General features: G+C 55.9%; 17 protein-coding genes. 9 read left to right on the plus strand and 8 right to left on the minus strand.

The window, feature by feature from the left end:
- Positions 1-39: 39 nt before the first annotated feature.
- Positions 40-1773, minus strand: a complete 1734-nt coding sequence (gene argS, locus NQ842_RS10050) for an arginine--tRNA ligase (protein ID WP_248059755.1) — start codon at positions 1771-1773, stop codon at positions 40-42.
- 239 nt (positions 1774-2012) lie between these two features.
- Between argS and NQ842_RS10055 the strand changes: the two genes are divergently transcribed.
- Both NQ842_RS10055 and cutC read left to right on the plus strand, forming a co-directional pair.
- Positions 2013-2573, plus strand: coding sequence for a VOC family protein (locus NQ842_RS10055; RefSeq protein ID WP_050860134.1), 561 nt, complete (start codon positions 2013-2015; stop codon positions 2571-2573).
- A gap of 78 nt (positions 2574-2651) precedes the next feature.
- Positions 2652-3395 (plus strand): copper homeostasis protein CutC, encoded by a 744-nt coding sequence (gene cutC / locus NQ842_RS10060; protein ID WP_182382038.1) that lies wholly within the window; start codon positions 2652-2654, stop codon positions 3393-3395.
- A 204-nt stretch (positions 3396-3599) separates the two neighbouring features.
- Here the strand turns inward: cutC and cmoB are convergent, their stop codons facing one another.
- Genes cmoB through NQ842_RS10085 form a run of 5 tightly spaced genes read right to left on the minus strand, consistent with a single transcriptional unit; the run spans position 3600 to position 7179 of the window.
- Positions 3600-4571 (minus strand): tRNA 5-methoxyuridine(34)/uridine 5-oxyacetic acid(34) synthase CmoB, encoded by a 972-nt coding sequence (gene cmoB, locus NQ842_RS10065; RefSeq protein ID WP_014832409.1) that lies wholly within the window; start codon positions 4569-4571, stop codon positions 3600-3602.
- Positions 4568-5311, minus strand: a complete 744-nt coding sequence (cmoA, locus tag NQ842_RS10070) for a carboxy-S-adenosyl-L-methionine synthase CmoA (RefSeq protein ID WP_013096076.1) — start codon at positions 5309-5311, stop codon at positions 4568-4570. Before cmoA ends, cmoB begins: the two co-directional genes overlap by 4 nt.
- A gap of 40 nt (positions 5312-5351) precedes the next feature.
- Complete coding sequence (locus tag NQ842_RS10075) at positions 5352-5747, minus strand: MAPEG family protein (protein ID WP_013096077.1); 396 nt, start codon at positions 5745-5747, stop codon at positions 5352-5354.
- Positions 5748-5797: 50 nt separating this feature from the next.
- A complete protein-coding gene (locus tag NQ842_RS10080; RefSeq protein WP_046888025.1) occupies positions 5798-6616 on the minus strand; it encodes a DUF72 domain-containing protein in 819 nt (272 codons plus the stop codon).
- Entirely contained in the window at positions 6613-7179 is a 567-nt protein-coding gene (locus NQ842_RS10085; RefSeq protein ID WP_257256798.1) for a hydrolase, read from the minus strand. The genes NQ842_RS10080 and NQ842_RS10085 overlap by 4 nt, the downstream gene beginning before the upstream one ends.
- Before the next feature lie 263 nt (positions 7180-7442).
- Between NQ842_RS10085 and aspS the strand changes: the two genes are divergently transcribed.
- The 6 genes from aspS (at position 7443) to ruvB (ending at position 12699) form a co-directional block, all read left to right on the plus strand.
- Positions 7443-9215: an aspartate--tRNA ligase gene (gene aspS / locus NQ842_RS10090; protein ID WP_014832406.1), complete on the plus strand. Its 1773-nt coding sequence runs from the start codon at positions 7443-7445 to the stop codon at positions 9213-9215.
- Position 9216: 1 nt separating this feature from the next.
- Positions 9217-9660 carry a dihydroneopterin triphosphate diphosphatase gene (nudB, locus tag NQ842_RS10095; protein ID WP_014832405.1) on the plus strand — a complete coding sequence of 148 codons (444 nt, stop codon included), beginning with the start codon at positions 9217-9219 and terminating at the stop codon, positions 9658-9660.
- Between the two features lie 27 nt (positions 9661-9687).
- Positions 9688-10428 carry a YebC/PmpR family DNA-binding transcriptional regulator gene (locus tag NQ842_RS10100; RefSeq protein ID WP_008500447.1) on the plus strand — a complete coding sequence of 247 codons (741 nt, stop codon included), beginning with the start codon at positions 9688-9690 and terminating at the stop codon, positions 10426-10428.
- 34 nt (positions 10429-10462) lie between these two features.
- On the plus strand, positions 10463-10984 hold the full coding sequence (gene ruvC, locus NQ842_RS10105; RefSeq protein WP_014832404.1) for a crossover junction endodeoxyribonuclease RuvC: 522 nt from the start codon (positions 10463-10465) through the stop codon (positions 10982-10984).
- Between the two features lie 81 nt (positions 10985-11065).
- Positions 11066-11680, plus strand: coding sequence for a Holliday junction branch migration protein RuvA (gene ruvA / locus NQ842_RS10110; protein ID WP_014832403.1), 615 nt, complete (start codon positions 11066-11068; stop codon positions 11678-11680).
- 8 nt (positions 11681-11688) lie between these two features.
- A complete protein-coding gene (gene ruvB / locus NQ842_RS10115; RefSeq protein ID WP_013096086.1) occupies positions 11689-12699 on the plus strand; it encodes a Holliday junction branch migration DNA helicase RuvB in 1011 nt (336 codons plus the stop codon).
- 58 nt (positions 12700-12757) lie between these two features.
- On the opposite strand, the gene znuB is transcribed toward ruvB, so the two are convergent.
- Both znuB and znuC read right to left on the minus strand, forming a co-directional pair.
- Positions 12758-13543, minus strand: a complete 786-nt coding sequence (gene znuB, locus NQ842_RS10120; RefSeq protein ID WP_046888027.1) for a zinc ABC transporter permease subunit ZnuB — start codon at positions 13541-13543, stop codon at positions 12758-12760.
- Positions 13540-14295: a zinc ABC transporter ATP-binding protein ZnuC gene (gene znuC, locus NQ842_RS10125; protein ID WP_014832401.1), complete on the minus strand. Its 756-nt coding sequence runs from the start codon at positions 14293-14295 to the stop codon at positions 13540-13542. Before znuC ends, znuB begins: the two co-directional genes overlap by 4 nt.
- 77 nt (positions 14296-14372) lie before the next feature.
- Here znuC and znuA point away from each other — a divergent pair, with 77 nt between their 5' ends.
- A complete protein-coding gene (gene znuA / locus NQ842_RS10130; RefSeq protein WP_257256800.1) occupies positions 14373-15317 on the plus strand; it encodes a zinc ABC transporter substrate-binding protein ZnuA in 945 nt (314 codons plus the stop codon).
- Positions 15318-15327 lie beyond the last annotated feature (10 nt).

The raw sequence follows: 15327 nt of genomic DNA on the forward strand, positions 1-15327 counted from the left end.
TCATAAAAAAACCCGGCGATGTTGGCCGGGTTTTTTGTATTACATACGTTCTACGGTTTCGATACCCAGGGTATCCAGACCCAGCTTCAGGGTCTTCGCCGTCAGCTGTGCCAGCTTCAGGCGGCTGTTGCGGACCGATTCATTTTCCGCCGACAGAATAGGGCAGTGCTCGTAGAAGCCGGAGAACAGACCGGCCAGATCGTAGAGGTAAGCACACATCACGTGCGGGGTACCGTCGCGCGCGACCACAGACAGTGTCTCTTCAAACTGCAGCAGACGCGCCGCCAGCTGGGCTTCGCGATCTTCGGTAATGGTCACTGTCGCATTCGCCAGCACGTTTTCATCGATATTCGCTTTACGGAACACGGAGAGCACGCGGGTGTAGGCATACTGCATGTACGGCGCGGTGTTACCTTCAAACGCCAGCATGTTGTCCCAGTCGAAGATATAGTCGGTGGTACGGTTCTTGGAGAGATCCGCGTATTTCACCGCACCGATACCTACCGCGTTCGCCAGTTTTTCCAGCTCATCGGCTGGCATATCCGGATTCTTCTCCGCCACCAGGCGACGGGCGCGTTCCAGCGCTTCATCCAGCAGGTCGGACAGCTTCACCGTACCGCCCGCACGGGTTTTGAACGGCTTGCCGTCTTTACCCAGCATCATGCCGAACATGTGGTGTTCCAGCGGTACGCAATCGGGAACATAACCGGCTTTACGCACGATAGTCCACGCCTGCATCAGGTGCTGGTGCTGACGGGAGTCGATGTAGTACAGCACGCGGTCAGCATGCAGCGTTTCGTAACGGTACTTCGCGCAGGCGATATCGGTGGTGGTGTAGAGGTAGCCGCCATCCTTTTTCTGGATGATTACGCCCATCGGTTCGCCTTCCTTGTTTTTGTACTCATCAAGGAATACCACCGTTGCGCCTTCGCTCTCAACCGCCAGCTGTTTGGCCTTCAGGTCAGCCACAATGCCAGGCAGCATTGGGTTATAGAGGCTTTCACCCATCACGTCATCGCGGGTCAGGGTCACGTTCAGACGGTTGTAGGTGATTTGGTTCTGGGACATGGTGATGTCAACCAGCTTGCGCCACATCTCAAGGAAGTACTGATCGCCGCCCTGCAGTTTTACCACATAGCTGCGCGCGCGCTCGGCGAAGGCTTCATCTTCGTCGTAATGTTTTTTGGCTTCACGGTAGAACCCTTCCAGGTCCGCCAGCGCCATCTCACCCGCGTTTTCCTGCTGTTGTTTTTCCAGGTAAGCAATCAACATACCGAACTGGGTGCCCCAGTCGCCCACGTGGTTCGCCCGGATCACCTTGTGACCGAGGAACTCAAGGGTGCGCACTGCCGCGTCACCGATGATGGTGGAACGCAGGTGGCCAACGTGCATCTCTTTTGCAACGTTTGGCGCGGAGTAGTCAATCACCACGGTCTGCGCTTCTGGTTGGGTTACACCCAGACGGTCAGATTTCAGCGCGGCGTCAACGTGGCTTGCCAGGAAGGCCGGCTCAAGGAAAATGTTGATAAAGCCTGGGCCAGCGATTTCGGTTTTGCTGGCAATGCCGGTGAGATCCAGATGAGTCAGCACCTGCTCAGCCAGTTGTCGCGGCGGCATGCCCAGTTTTTTAGCCACTGCCATCACGCCATTAGCCTGATAGTCGCCAAACTGTACTTTCGCTGACTGACGAACCTGCGGTTCGCAATCCGCAGGCGCGCCTGCGGCAATCAGTGCCTGACTGACTTTTTCTGAGAGAAGAGCCTGAATATTCACCTGGATACCTTACGTTTTTGATGCGGGCTTACCACCGCCCGCGCCAGTTAAAGAATTTAGGGCGGGAGTATACTGCAAATGCCTTCTGGCGTCAGCATTGCGGGGGGCGAAGATCGCGCAGAATCCAGGCTAAGAAGGCGTGCATAATCATGCAGTCACAAAAACCGTTATTCCACTGTTGGTCAAAAGGGGGCAACAGAGTAAATTAGCGGCTTTGCGACACAATAAGAGACTGACTTATGGCGAACTGGCAATCCATTGACGAACTGCATGATATTTCCGCAGATTTACCGCGCTTCACCCAGGCGTTCACAGAACTTGCCACCCGTCTTGGTCTGGATATTGCGCCGCTTGAGGCCGATCACATCTCCTTGCGCTGTCATCAGAACGCCACCGCCGAGCGCTGGCGCCGTGGGTTTGAACAGTGCGGGGAACTGCTCTCTGAGAACATCATCAACGGCCGTCCTATCTGCCTGTTTAAACTGCATGAGCCGGTCTGCGTAGCGCACTGGCAATTTAGCGTTGTTGAGCTGCCGTGGCCGGGAGAGAAGCGTTACCCGCATGAAGGCTGGGAGCATATCGAAATTGTGCTGCCTGGCGAGCCCGAAACGCTGAATGCCCGCGCGCTGGCGCTGCTGTCTGATGAGGGGCTGAGCAAGCCGGGCATCTTTGTGAAAACGAGTTCACCGAAAGGCGAGCGCGAGCGTTTACCAAACCCGACGCTGGCGGTGACTGACGGGCAGGTGACGGTGAAGTTTCACCCCTGGACGATTGAACAGATCGTTGCCAGTGAAGGGTAAGCGGTGTGACAACACGCGAAGACCGTCCGGGTGCGGCGTGTCATGATGGTACATTAAGCGGAATTTAAGGAGGTGTTGATGGCGCTGCTGGAGATTTGTTGTTACAGCGTGGAGTGTGCCGTGACGGCGCAACAGCGGGGAGCTGACCGCATTGAACTGTGCGCGGCACCGAAAGAAGGGGGGTTAACGCCCTCGTACGGCGTGTTGAAGTCTGCCCGTCAGGCTGTCACCGTTCCGGTACACCCCATTATTCGTCCTCGTGGCGGTGATTTTTGTTACACGGCGGGCGAGTTCAGTGCCATGCTTGAAGATATCGCCCTTGTTCGCGATCTGGGATTCCCGGGGCTGGTGACGGGGCTGCTTGATGAAGCAGGCAACGTCGATGTACCGCGTATGCGCCAGGTGATGGATGCCGCAAAGGGGATGGCAGTGACTTTTCACCGGGCCTTTGATATGTGTAAAAACCCGTTGCAAGCGTTTGATACGCTTGCAGAACTTGGCGTAGCGCGCATTTTAACATCGGGCCAGCAGTCGTCTGCTGAAAAAGGACTGCAATTAATTACGGAACTAAAAGCACATTCCGGTGTTCCAATAATAATGGCGGGCGCGGGAGTTCGTGCCAGCAATCTGGAACTGTTTTTAAACGCCGGGGTGGAAGAGCTTCATAGCTCTGCCGGGAAATGGATACCGTCGCCCATGCGTTATCGCAACACAGGGTTGTCTATGTCGACGGATGCTGAAGCGGATGAGTACTCACGCTACGGTGTAGAGGGAGAGTCGGTTGCGGAAATGAAATCGCTGATTGAACGTCATCACGTGTAGCAACGTACCGATTTTTACCGCGCATCATGTCGCCCAATATGATGCTTGCTTGTACCAGGCCCCTGCCAATTACACAGGGGCCTTTTTTTCTCCTTCATATTTCAAGCCGCAGCTGCGTTGCCGCCTTGCTGCAACTTGAAATATTTTGGAGAAAACCTGCGATGAGAAGGCCGGGTAAGGCGCAGCCGCCACCCGGCTAAAAGGTTACGGCTTGGTGGCAATCAATACCGCACGCATCGGTGCCGGATAGCCTTCGATGGTTTTGCTGTGGTCGGTTGGGTCGAGGAACTGCTCCAGCGACTCGGTCACCATCCAGTCTGTACGGCGTTGCTCCTCGATGGAGGTTACGCAGACGTCGGCGATACGCACATCCACAAACCCACACTTCTCCAGCCAGTTCTTCAGCGCCAGCGCGGAAGGGATGAAGTAGACGTTACGCATTTGCGCGTAGCGGTCACCCGGCACCAGCACGGTGTTTTCATCGCCTTCCACCACCAGCGTTTCCAGCACCAGCTCGCCGCCGCTGACCAGCTGATCTTTCAGCTGCCACAGATGCTCCAGCGGGGAGCGGCGGTGGTACAGCACGCCCATGGAGAAGACGGTATCAAACGCTTTCAGGGCTGGCAGTTGCTCAATGCCCAGTGGGAGCAGGTGCGCACGCTGGTCGTTACCCAGCAACTTACGCACGGCTTCGAACTGGCACAGGAACAGCTGCATCGGATCGATGCCCACGGCTAAATGCGCACCCGCGCCAATCATGCGCCACATGTGGTAACCGCTACCGCAGCCGACGTCCAGAATGGTACGGCCGGTCAGGTCGGAGAGATGCGGCAGAACGCGATCCCATTTCCAGTCTGAGCGCCATTCGGTATTAATATTCACCCCGTAGAGCGAAAAGGGACCTTTGCGCCATGGCATCAGGTTACGCATCAACGTTTCGATGCGATTAATCTGCCCGGCGGGAAGCGGCTCTGCGCTTTCTGCCGTTACGCTGTGCAACAGATCCAGACGATGAGGCGTCAGCTCCGGCAGAAACTCCACCGCATTTGACCACTGCTTTAACAGCCCATGCTGTTGATCGCGCTGCCAGGCGGCAATCTGCGCAGGCAGGGTCTCCAGCCAGTGGGAGAGATGATTTTTTGCAATCAGCTGATAGAAGTTACCAAACTCAATCATGCGGCATCCTCAGCTTTCAGCGCCACCAGGGAGCCAAAGTTAAAGCACTGGAACCACAGTTCGCTGTGCTCGAAGCCTGCCTGGCGCAGGCGGGCTTTATGGGTTTCCACGGAGTCTGTCAGCATCACGTTTTCCAGCATGCTGCGTTTCTGGCTAATCTCCAGTTCGCTGTAGCCGTTTGCCCGTTTGAAATCGTGGTGCATGTTGAACAGCAACTCGCCGACGGTCGCGTCCTCAAAGCTGAATTTCTCGGACAACACCAGCGCACCACCGGGGTTAAGGCCCTGATAAATTTTGTCCAGCAGCCGCTGGCGGTCATCAGGCACCAGAAACTGCAGGGTAAAATTCAGTACGACCATCGAGGCGTTGTGGATTTCGATATCACGAATATCGCCTTCAACCACCTCGACCGGGGTTGCCGCTTTCCAGGCATCAATATGGCGACGGCAGCGTTCAACCATCGCCGGGGAGTTATCGACGGCGATAATCTTACAGCCTTCGTGATGAACGTTACGACGTACCGACAGCGTTGCCGCGCCGAGCGAGCAGCCCAGGTCATACACCTGCGTGCCGGGTTGAACGAAGCGTTCAGCCAGCATGCCGATCATAGAGATAATATTGGAATAACCGGGAACAGAGCGCTGGATCATATCCGGGAAGACTTCGGCTACCCGTTCATCAAAGGTCCAGTCGCCCAGGCTGGCGATAGGCGCGGAAAAAAGCGTGTCGCGATCTGACATAACGTAAAAATCCGGGAAAAATAAAGTGGCGTATTGTGCGCTAACGGAAGGAGAAAACCAACTCCCACGGCATATACCAAAGGTTAGCCAGCACCATCAGCAAAAGCGAACACCATGTCGCGCTCATGCCGGAACGACGCCAGCGGAATAAGCGGTGGTGAAAGCCGTAATAATGCATCAACCGACCCGCAATCAGCAGCAGGCCACAAATGTGTACCATCCAGGTTTCGGCGCCATTCATCTCCATAAACAGCAGCAAAATGAGTGCCACCGGAATGTACTCAACCGCGTTGCCGTGGATACGGATAGCGCTTTGCAGTTCGGAAAACCCCCCGTCGCCGTATGAGACGCGGTACTGCATTCTAAGTCGCACAACATCAAATGAAAATTTAATCAGCAGTAATGCACCTAGCACCGCATACAACGCGCTGACCATACAAACTCCCTGTGTTTTGGCAGATGGCGTCTCTATGATATGGCGTGATCTCAGAAAAGAGAAGATTGTTGTGGGATGGACGGCGCGCTGCCTACCGACGGAACCGCGGTTTGCAAGGCCTGCCAGAGTGTATCGACCAGTTCGGGGGCCTGGGCGATATCCGGCGTATGTAAGAAGAGATACGGCGTGGTGGAGTGTTCCCATTTCGCTAACGTTTGCAGCCAGACGGCGAACATCTCCTGATTTTGCTGCATATTGTCGCTGCCGATAAACCGGACCATCGGATTCTGCGCGGTTACGATGGCGTGGACCGGTACTTTGGGCTTCTTGCGCTGGGCATCAATAATGGCTTCGTTATGCGCAATGGCGCTGTGAACAGGACGACTGTCAAGGATGACGCGGTTGACTGAGCGCTCATGCAAACCCCGGTTGAGTGCTTTCTCCACCTCACCTTTGGCAAAAAATTCAGGATGTCTCACTTCAACGCCGTAGGTAAAGTCCCGGGACAGGCCATCAAGAAATTGCCAGAGCGCGGGCAGATCGCGCGGACCAAAGGTGGCGGGAAGCTGCAGCCAGTACTGACCGATACGATTTGCCAGCGGCGACATCCGGCCAAAGAACTCTTCGGTTAAATCACCGCAATTTCGCAACGCGGCAGTATGGGAGATGGTGGCCGGAAATTTAAAGCAGAAGCGGAAATCGTCCGTGGTCTGCTCGCGCCAGCGCTCGACAATCTCTGCCCGGGGAAGGGCATACAGCGTGGTGTTGCCCTCCACGCAGTTAAAGTGCCGGGCGTACTCTTCAAGGCTGGTTATGCCAAGGCGCACCCACTTCGGGTGCGACCATTGGGGCAGGCCCACGTACATCATAACGCGCTTAAAATCTCATCCGTGCTGCGCACGCGACCGATACGCGGGAAAATGTGGGTCATGCTGCCCTGGTGCTGTTCTGCGGAAGCCGCGCTGCATGCGTCTTCGACAATCACCAGGTTAAAGCCCAACTCCCAGGCATTACGGGCGGTGGATTCCACGCCGATGTTGGTGGAGATCCCGCACAGGATAATGGTGTCGATACCGCGGCGACGCAGCTGCAGCTCCAGGTCGGTGCCGTAGAAGGCGCCCCACTGGCGTTTGGTCACTTCGATATCGCTGTCGCGTTTGCCGAGCGAGACCGGATACGTCCACCAGTTGTCCGGCAGGGCGTGCGCGGGTGCCTGGGCGTCAACCGGCTGTTTTAACGCTTCGGCAAAATCGCCCGACCACCCCACGCGCACCATGATCACCGGTGCGCCACTGGCGCGGCATTTTTCTGCCAGACGGGCGGCACGGCTGACGACTTCATCAGCGGTGTGCGGGCCACCGGCAAAGGGAAGGATCCCTTCCTGCAAATCAATCACCACCAGCGCGGTTTTGCGGGCATCAAGTGTCAGCATGGTAACTCCAGTTAAATGAATCGCTTCCGTTACACCTTACGACGTTATGGCCTGTTATCGGTCGGATAATTTTGTTAATTTTTGTGAGAATGCGCAATAAGAGCACAGCAAACGTGCGTCTGGCCGTGCTTCGCTCTTATCGTCCGGCGGAATTTCCAGTATAATAGCCGCCTTTTTTCATCCAGTTGTGACATACAGAAAGCTGCGACATAGTAGCCTGATACCAGGCGACATTTAGCCTGCGGCTAATTAAGGGATATCTCATGCGTACAGAATATTGCGGGCAGCTGCGTCAGTCCCACGTCGGACAGCAGGTGACCCTGTGTGGTTGGGTCAACCGTCGTCGTGATCTTGGTAGCCTTATCTTTATCGATATGCGCGACCGCGAAGGTATCGTTCAGGTGTTCTTCGATCCGGATCGCGCGGACGCGTTGAAGCTGGCTTCTGAGCTGCGTAATGAGTTCTGCATTCAGGTCACCGGCACCGTACGTGCGCGTGACGAGAAAAACGTCAACGCAGATATGGCGACCGGTGCCATTGAGGTGCTGGCCTCCGATCTGACGATCATCAACCGTGCTGAAGCGCTGCCGCTGGACTCCAACCACGTCAACACTGAAGAAGCGCGTCTGAAATACCGCTACCTGGATCTGCGTCGCCCGGAAATGGCACAGCGCCTGAAAACCCGTGCGAAAATCACCAGCCTGGTGCGTCGCTTTATGGATGACCACGGTTTCCTCGATATCGAAACCCCGATGCTGACCAAAGCCACGCCGGAAGGCGCGCGCGATTACCTGGTGCCATCCCGCGTTCATAAAGGCAAATTCTACGCGCTGCCGCAGTCTCCACAGCTGTTCAAACAGCTGCTGATGATGTCCGGCTTCGATCGCTACTATCAGATCGTTAAATGTTTCCGTGACGAAGACCTGCGCGCTGACCGTCAGCCAGAATTTACCCAGATCGATGTGGAAACCTCCTTCATGACCGCTGAGCAGGTGCGTGAAGTGATGGAAGCGCTGGTGCGTAGCCTGTGGAATGACGTAAAAGGCGTGGAGCTGGGCGACTTCCCCATCATGACCTTCGCCGAAGCCGAGCGTCGTTACGGCTCCGACAAACCAGACCTGCGTAACCCAATGGAGCTGGTGGACGTTGCTGACCTGGTGAAATCCGTTGAGTTTGCGGTGTTTGCCGGCCCGGCTAACGATCCGAAAGGCCGCGTAGCAGCCCTGCGTGTTCCGGGCGGTGCCGCGCTTAGCCGTAAGCAGATTGACGACTACGGCAACTTCATCAAGATCTACGGCGCGAAAGGTCTGGCCTATATTAAAGTTACCGAGCGGGCGAAAGGTCTGGAAGGTATCACCAGCCCGGTAGCGAAGTTCCTGAATGCGGAAATCGTCGAAGCGATCCTTGAGCGCACCGGCGCGCAGGATGGCGACATGATCTTCTTCGGCGCTGACAACAAGAAAATTGTTGCCGATGCCATGGGTGCGCTGCGTCTGAAACTGGGCAAAGATCTGAACCTGACCGACGAGAGCAAATGGGCGCCGTTGTGGGTTATCGACTTCCCGATGTTTGAAGACGACGGTGAAGGTGGTCTGACGGCCATGCACCACCCGTTCACCTCGCCTAAAGACATGACGGCGGCAGAGCTGAAAGCGGCACCGGAAGAGGCGGTCGCGAACGCCTACGATATGGTTATCAACGGCTACGAAGTGGGCGGTGGTTCCGTGCGTATTCACAGCGGTGACATGCAGCAGACGGTCTTTGGCATTCTGGGCATTAACGAGCAGGAGCAGCGCGAGAAATTCGGCTTCCTGCTGGATGCGCTGAAGTACGGTACGCCGCCTCACGCAGGCCTGGCATTCGGTCTCGACCGTCTGACCATGCTGCTGACCGGTACCGACAACATCCGTGACGTTATCGCCTTCCCGAAAACCACCGCAGCGGCGTGTCTGATGACTGAAGCGCCAAGCTTCGCTAACCCGGCCGCGCTGGCTGAGCTGGGTATCGACGTGGTGAAAAAGGAAGAGAAAAACTGATATGGCATATAAGCGTCCCGTTTCTGTTCTGGTAGTGATTTATGCAGAAGATACGAAGCGGGTGCTGATGTTGCAGCGGCGCGACGACCCTGAATTCTGGCAGTCGGTTACCGGCAGTCTGGAAGAGGGGGAAACCGCGCCGCAGGCCGCCGCGCGTGAAGTAAAGGAAGAGGTCACCATTGACGTTGCTTGTGAGCAACTGACCCTGAAGGACTGTCAGCGCACGGTGGAGTTTGAAATTTTTAGCCATTTACGTCATCGCTATGCGCCGGGGATCGAGCGCAACACGGAATCGTGGTTCTGTCTCGCGCTTCCCCACGAACGGGAGATCGTGTTCACCGAACATCTGACCTACCGCTGGGTGGATGCGGCGGATGCCGCCGCACTGACCAAGTCGTGGAGCAACCGGCAGGCGATTGAAGAATTTGTAATTAACGCAGCCTGAAAAGGCGCGATTTTTGGAGAACTTTTTATGGCAGGTCATAGTAAGTGGGCCAACACCAAACACCGCAAAGCGGCACAGGATGCCAAGCGCGGTAAGATCTTTACCAAAATCATTCGCGAGCTGGTGACAGCAGCGCGTCTGGGCGGCGGCGATCCGGCGTCTAACCCACGTCTGCGTGCGGCGGTAGATAAAGCGCTGTCCAACAACATGACGCGTGACACCCTGAACCGTGCTATCGCACGTGGCGTGGGCGGTGACGAAGACGCGAACATGGAAACCATCATTTATGAAGGTTACGGCCCTGGCGGTACCGCGGTAATGGTTGAATGCCTGTCCGACAACCGTAACCGTACGGTTGCAGAAGTGCGCCATGCGTTCACCAAAACCGGGGGTAACCTGGGGACTGACGGTTCCGTTGCGTACCTGTTCAGCAAAAAAGGCGTCATCTCCTTCGAGAAAGGCGACGAAGATGCCATCATGGAAGCGGCGCTGGAAGCGGGTGCGGAAGACGTAGTCACTTTCGACGATGGTGCTATCGATGTCTACACCGCGTGGGAAGAGATGGGCGCAGTACGTGATGCGCTGGAAGCGGCGGGCCTGAAAGCCGACAACGCTGAAGTCTCCATGATCCCGTCCACCAAAGCGGATATGGATGCTGAAACGGCACCAAAACTGCTGCGTCTGATCGACATGCTTGAAGACTGCGACGACGTGCAGGAAGTGTATCACAACGGTGAGATCTCTGATGAGGTTGCAGCGACTCTCTGATGAGAGCGTGTAAACCGTTTACGGGAGACGCGTGATGTCGATTATCCTTGGGATTGACCCCGGCTCACGCGTCACCGGTTACGGCGTTATCCGTCAGGTTGGACGCCAGTTAACCTACCTTGGCAGTGGCTGTATTCGCACCAAAGTTGACGATTTGCCGTCGCGACTGAAGCTCATTTATGCGGGCGTGACGGAGATTATCACCCAGTTTCAGCCTGACTATTTCGCCATCGAGCAGGTCTTTATGGCGAAAAATGCCGATTCGGCGTTAAAGCTCGGTCAGGCGCGGGGCGTGGCAATTGTTGCTGCCGTGAACCAGGATCTTCCGGTATTTGAATACGCGGCAAGACAGGTGAAGCAGACGGTGGTGGGGATTGGTAGCGCGGAGAAAAGCCAGGTGCAGCACATGGTGCGCACGCTGCTGAAACTTCCGGCGAATCCGCAGGCCGATGCCGCCGATGCGCTGGCGATTGCGATCACCCACTGTCATGTCAGCCAGAATGCGATGCAAATGAGCGAGTCGCGACTTAATCTGGCGCGAGGCAGGTTACGATAATGAGAAATCAGGCTGGATGTTTATCCAGCCTTTTTTTATTATGTCGCAAATCAATAAATTTCCAGAACGCAGGAGCGTCACGTGATAGGCAGACTCAGAGGCATCATCATTGAAAAACAACCCCCGTTAGTGCTGCTGGAAGTGGGTGGCGTGGGCTATGAAGTCCATATGCCGATGACCTGCTTCTACGAGCTGCCGGACGCGGGTAAAGAGGCGATTGTCTTTACCCAGTTTGTGGTGCGTGAAGATGCTCAGCTGCTCTACGGCTTCAACAACAAACAGGAACGCACCCTGTTCCGCGAGCTGATTAAAACCAACGGTGTCGGGCCGAAGCTGGCGCTGGCCATTCTCTCCGGTATGTCCGCCCAGCAGTTCGTGAATGCCGTTGAGCGCGAAGATCCTGCCGCGCTGATTAAGCTTCCGGGCATTGGTAAGAAAACCGCAGAGCGCCTGATTGTTGAGATGAAAGACCGCTTTAAAGGTCTGCATGGCGATCTGTTCACCCCGGCGGCCGATCTGGTTCTGACGTCTCCGGGCGCGCCTGCGTCAGATGATGATGCCGAGCAGGAAGCGGTTGCCGCGCTGGTGGCGCTGGGCTATAAACCTCAGGAGGCCAGCCGAATGGTGAGTAAAATTGCCAAACCGGATGCCAGCAGTGAAACTCTGATTCGTGAAGCGCTGCGCGCTGCATTGTGAGGTAAAGGATGATTGAAGCAGATCGCCTGGTATCGGCAGGCACTATTCAGGCTGACGACGTGGTGGATCGCGCGATCCGCCCTAAGTTGCTTGATGAGTATATTGGCCAGCCGCAGGTGCGTTCCCAGATGGAGATCTTCATCCAGGCGGCAAAGCTGCGCGGTGATGCGCTCGATCACCTGCTGATTTTTGGTCCTCCGGGTTTGGGGAAAACCACGCTGGCGAATATCGTTGCCAATGAAATGGGCGTGAATCTGCGTACCACGTCTGGCCCGGTACTGGAAAAAGCAGGCGATCTGGCGGCGATGCTGACCAACCTTGAACCTCACGATGTGCTGTTTATCGATGAGATCCATCGCCTGTCTCCGGTGGTGGAAGAGGTACTCTATCCGGCAATGGAAGACTACCAGCTGGATATCATGATCGGTGAAGGTCCGGCTGCGCGTTCAATCAAAATCGATCTGCCACCGTTTACCCTGATTGGCGCCACCACCCGTGCCGGGTCGTTAACCTCTCCACTGCGCGACCGCTTTGGGATTGTTCAGCGTCTTGAGTTTTATCAGGTCGCCGATCTCCAGCATATCGTCGGCCGCAGTGCCCGCTATATGGGGCTGGATATGAGTGAAGAGGGGGCGTTTGAAGTGGCGAAGCGCTCGCGCGGGACACCGCGTATCGCTAACCGCCTGCTGCGCCGCGTCCGTGACTTTGCAGAAGTGAAGCACGATGGTTCCATCTCCGCCGAGATTGCTGCTCAGGCGCTGGATATGCTGAATGTCGATGCTGAAGGTTTTGACTACATGGACCGCAAGCTGCTGCTGGCGGTGCTGGACAAATTCTTTGGCGGGCCGGTCGGGCTGGATAACCTGGCGGCGGCAATCGGGGAAGAGCGCGAGACCATTGAAGATGTACTCGAACCGTATCTGATCCAGCAGGGCTTCCTGCAACGTACCCCGCGTGGGCGTATGGCCACGGTGCGGGCGTGGAATCATTTCGGTATCACGCCACCGGCAATGCCGTAATGCTTAATTCCCTCTCCCTGTGGAGAGGGTTAGGGTGAGGGCATCAGCGCCCTCGATGTCAACTTGCGGTCTTCTTCATCATACTGAAAATAAACAGCACCGCGGCACACAGCACCACTGACGGCCCCGCAGGCGTGTCATAGAGCGCCGAGAAGGTTAATCCGCCCGTGACCGCAATCATCCCGATAATCACCGCCACGCCTGCCATCTGCTCCGGCGTACGGGCAAAACGACGCGCGGTGGCCGCAGGAATAATCAGCAGCGATGTAATAATCAGCGCACCGACGAATTTCATCGCCACACCGATGGTTAATGCCGTCACCAGCATCAGCAGCAACTTCACGCGCTGCAATTTCACCCCGTCAACAAACGCCAGATCCGGGCTGACGGTCATTGCGAGCAAATTACGCCACTGCCAGAGCAGAATTCCCAGCACCACGAGCACGCCGATGGCGATAGCGATCAGATCGTCCGGCGTCACGGCCAGCAGGTCGCCAAACAGGTAGGCCATCAGGTCAACGCGGATATTGGACATCAGGCTCACTACCACCAGACCCAGCGACAGGGCGCTGTGCGCCATGATGCCTAGTAGGGTATCAATGGCGAGGTGAGGGCGTTTTTCCAGCCAGACCAGACCGGCGGCGAGGAGCAGCGTAACGACAATCACCGCATAGAACGGATTGACGTCCAGCAGCAAACCAAAGGCCACGCCCAGCAGAGAAGCATGGGCCAGGGTATCGCCGAAATAGGACATTCTGCGCCATACCACAAACGAACCCAGCGGACCCGCGGCGCAGGCGAGCATAATCCCGGCCAGCCAGCCGGGCAGTAACAGTTCAATCATGAGTGTCCATTTCCCCGGCGCAGGACAATTCGTCCCTGTAAATCATGGCGGTGGTTATGATGATGGCGATAAATACCCAGTTGTTCAGCCCCGCGAGGGCCAAACATAGAGATAAATTCGGGGTGCATTGACACCACTTCAGGCGTGCCGGAACAGCAGATATGATGGTTCAGACAGAGCACTTCGTCGGTTTTCGCCATCACCAGATGCAGGTCGTGGGAGACCATCAGCACTGCGCAGTTCAGTTCGTGGCGCAGCTGGTCAATTAAATCGTAAAGCGCGACCTGACCATTGACGTCCACACCCTGCGTTGGCTCATCCAGTACCAGCAGCTGAGGGCTGCTGAGCAGCGCCCGGGCAAGTAACACGCGCTGGGTTTCCCCGCCGGACAGTTTTTGCAGTGGCGCGTCCACCAGGTGGCCCGCCTGGACACGTTTCAGCGCCGGAAGAATATCGGCTTTACGCGTTCCGGGGCGCAGACGCAGGAAGCGGCTGACGGTCAGCGGCAGCGTGGCATCGAGGTGTAATTTTTGCGGGACGTAGCCGATACGCAATTTTTCTTCACGCTTGATGACACCTTCATCAGGGGCTACCAGACCCAGCACCACGCGCACAAGGGTGGATTTACCTGCGCCGTTCGGACCGAGCAGCGTCAGAATTTTACCGGGCTTCAGATCCAGCGACACGTCAGAAAGAACGCGGCGCTGACCGAATGAGACCGAAACATTTTCAAGAGAAACCAAAGTTGTCATGTCAATTTAAGCTTGCAGAAGTCAACGAATGTTATAATATCACATTCCACGCATTCATTACGATGATTAGTCGCATTATGTTACATAAAAATACGCTTCTTTTCGCAGCATTATCCGCCGCCCTTTGGGGTACAACAGCACAAGATGTCAACGCGGCCGTTGTCGCTTCGCTTAAACCGCTGGGATTCATTGCTTCGGCCATTGCTGATGGAGTGACCGATACCCAGGTTCTGCTGCCTGATGGGGCTTCAGAGCATGATTATTCCTTGCGTCCGTCTGATGTAAAACGCTTACAAAACGCAGACTTAGTTGTCTGGATTGGGCCAGAAATGGAAGCCTTCATGCAGAAGTCTGCGAAACAGCTTCCTGAGGCTAAACAGGTCACCATTGCCGAACTCGCCGGTGTGAAACCGTTACTCATGAAGGGGAGTGACGACGACGGTGACGAACACGAAGGTCATCATGCTCATGATGAAAAAGGTGACGGGGATCACCATCACGGCGAGTACAATATGCATCTTTGGCTCTCCCCAGAGATAGCGCGGCTGTCGGCGGTTGCAATCCATGACAAATTAGTGGAACTTATGCCGCAAAGTCGAGCCAAACTAGACGCCAACCTGAAAGATTTTGAGGCACAATTAGCCGCAACCGATAAGCAGGTGGGTAACGAGCTGGCACCGCTGAAAGGAAAAGGGTACTTCGTTTTTCATGACGCCTATGGCTATTACGAAAAACACTACGGCCTGACCCCGCGTGGGCATTTTACCGTCAACCCTGAAATTCAGCCTGGTGCGCAGCGTTTACATGAGATCAGAACACAGTTGGTTGAGCAAAAAGCGTCCTGCGTTTTTGCTGAGCCACAGTTCAGGCCAGCGGTCGTAGAAGCCGTGGCCAGGGGGACATCCGTGCGCATGGGAACCCTTGACCCGCTAGGAACGAACATCCAGTTGAGTAAAGCGAGCTATTCACAGTTCCTCACTCAACTGGCGAACCAGTATGCGAGCTGCCTGAAAGGAGATTAACGAGGAATTG

The organism is Enterobacter cloacae complex sp. R_G8, assembly GCF_024599795.1.
Taxonomy (GTDB): Bacteria; Pseudomonadota; Gammaproteobacteria; order Enterobacterales; family Enterobacteriaceae; genus Enterobacter; species Enterobacter dissolvens.

Coding starts and splice junctions, on each gene's coding strand:
- NQ842_RS10055 (WP_050860134.1), top strand. CDS start 2,013: ATGGCGAACTGGCAATCCATTGACGAACTGCATGATATTTCCGCAGAT.
- cutC (WP_182382038.1), top strand. CDS start 2,652: ATGGCGCTGCTGGAGATTTGTTGTTACAGCGTGGAGTGTGCCGTGACG.
- cmoB (WP_014832409.1), bottom strand. CDS start 4,571: ATGATTGAGTTTGGTAACTTCTATCAGCTGATTGCAAAAAATCATCTC.
- cmoA (WP_013096076.1), bottom strand. CDS start 5,311: ATGTCAGATCGCGACACGCTTTTTTCCGCGCCTATCGCCAGCCTGGGC.
- NQ842_RS10075 (WP_013096077.1), bottom strand. CDS start 5,747: ATGGTCAGCGCGTTGTATGCGGTGCTAGGTGCATTACTGCTGATTAAA.
- NQ842_RS10080 (WP_046888025.1), bottom strand. CDS start 6,616: ATGATGTACGTGGGCCTGCCCCAATGGTCGCACCCGAAGTGGGTGCGC.
- NQ842_RS10085 (WP_257256798.1), bottom strand. CDS start 7,179: ATGCTGACACTTGATGCCCGCAAAACCGCGCTGGTGGTGATTGATTTG.
- aspS (WP_014832406.1), top strand. CDS start 7,443: ATGCGTACAGAATATTGCGGGCAGCTGCGTCAGTCCCACGTCGGACAG.
- nudB (WP_014832405.1), top strand. CDS start 9,217: ATGGCATATAAGCGTCCCGTTTCTGTTCTGGTAGTGATTTATGCAGAA.
- NQ842_RS10100 (WP_008500447.1), top strand. CDS start 9,688: ATGGCAGGTCATAGTAAGTGGGCCAACACCAAACACCGCAAAGCGGCA.
- ruvC (WP_014832404.1), top strand. CDS start 10,463: ATGTCGATTATCCTTGGGATTGACCCCGGCTCACGCGTCACCGGTTAC.
- ruvB (WP_013096086.1), top strand. CDS start 11,689: ATGATTGAAGCAGATCGCCTGGTATCGGCAGGCACTATTCAGGCTGAC.
- znuB (WP_046888027.1), bottom strand. CDS start 13,543: ATGATTGAACTGTTACTGCCCGGCTGGCTGGCCGGGATTATGCTCGCC.
- znuC (WP_014832401.1), bottom strand. CDS start 14,295: ATGACAACTTTGGTTTCTCTTGAAAATGTTTCGGTCTCATTCGGTCAG.
- znuA (WP_257256800.1), top strand. CDS start 14,373: ATGTTACATAAAAATACGCTTCTTTTCGCAGCATTATCCGCCGCCCTT.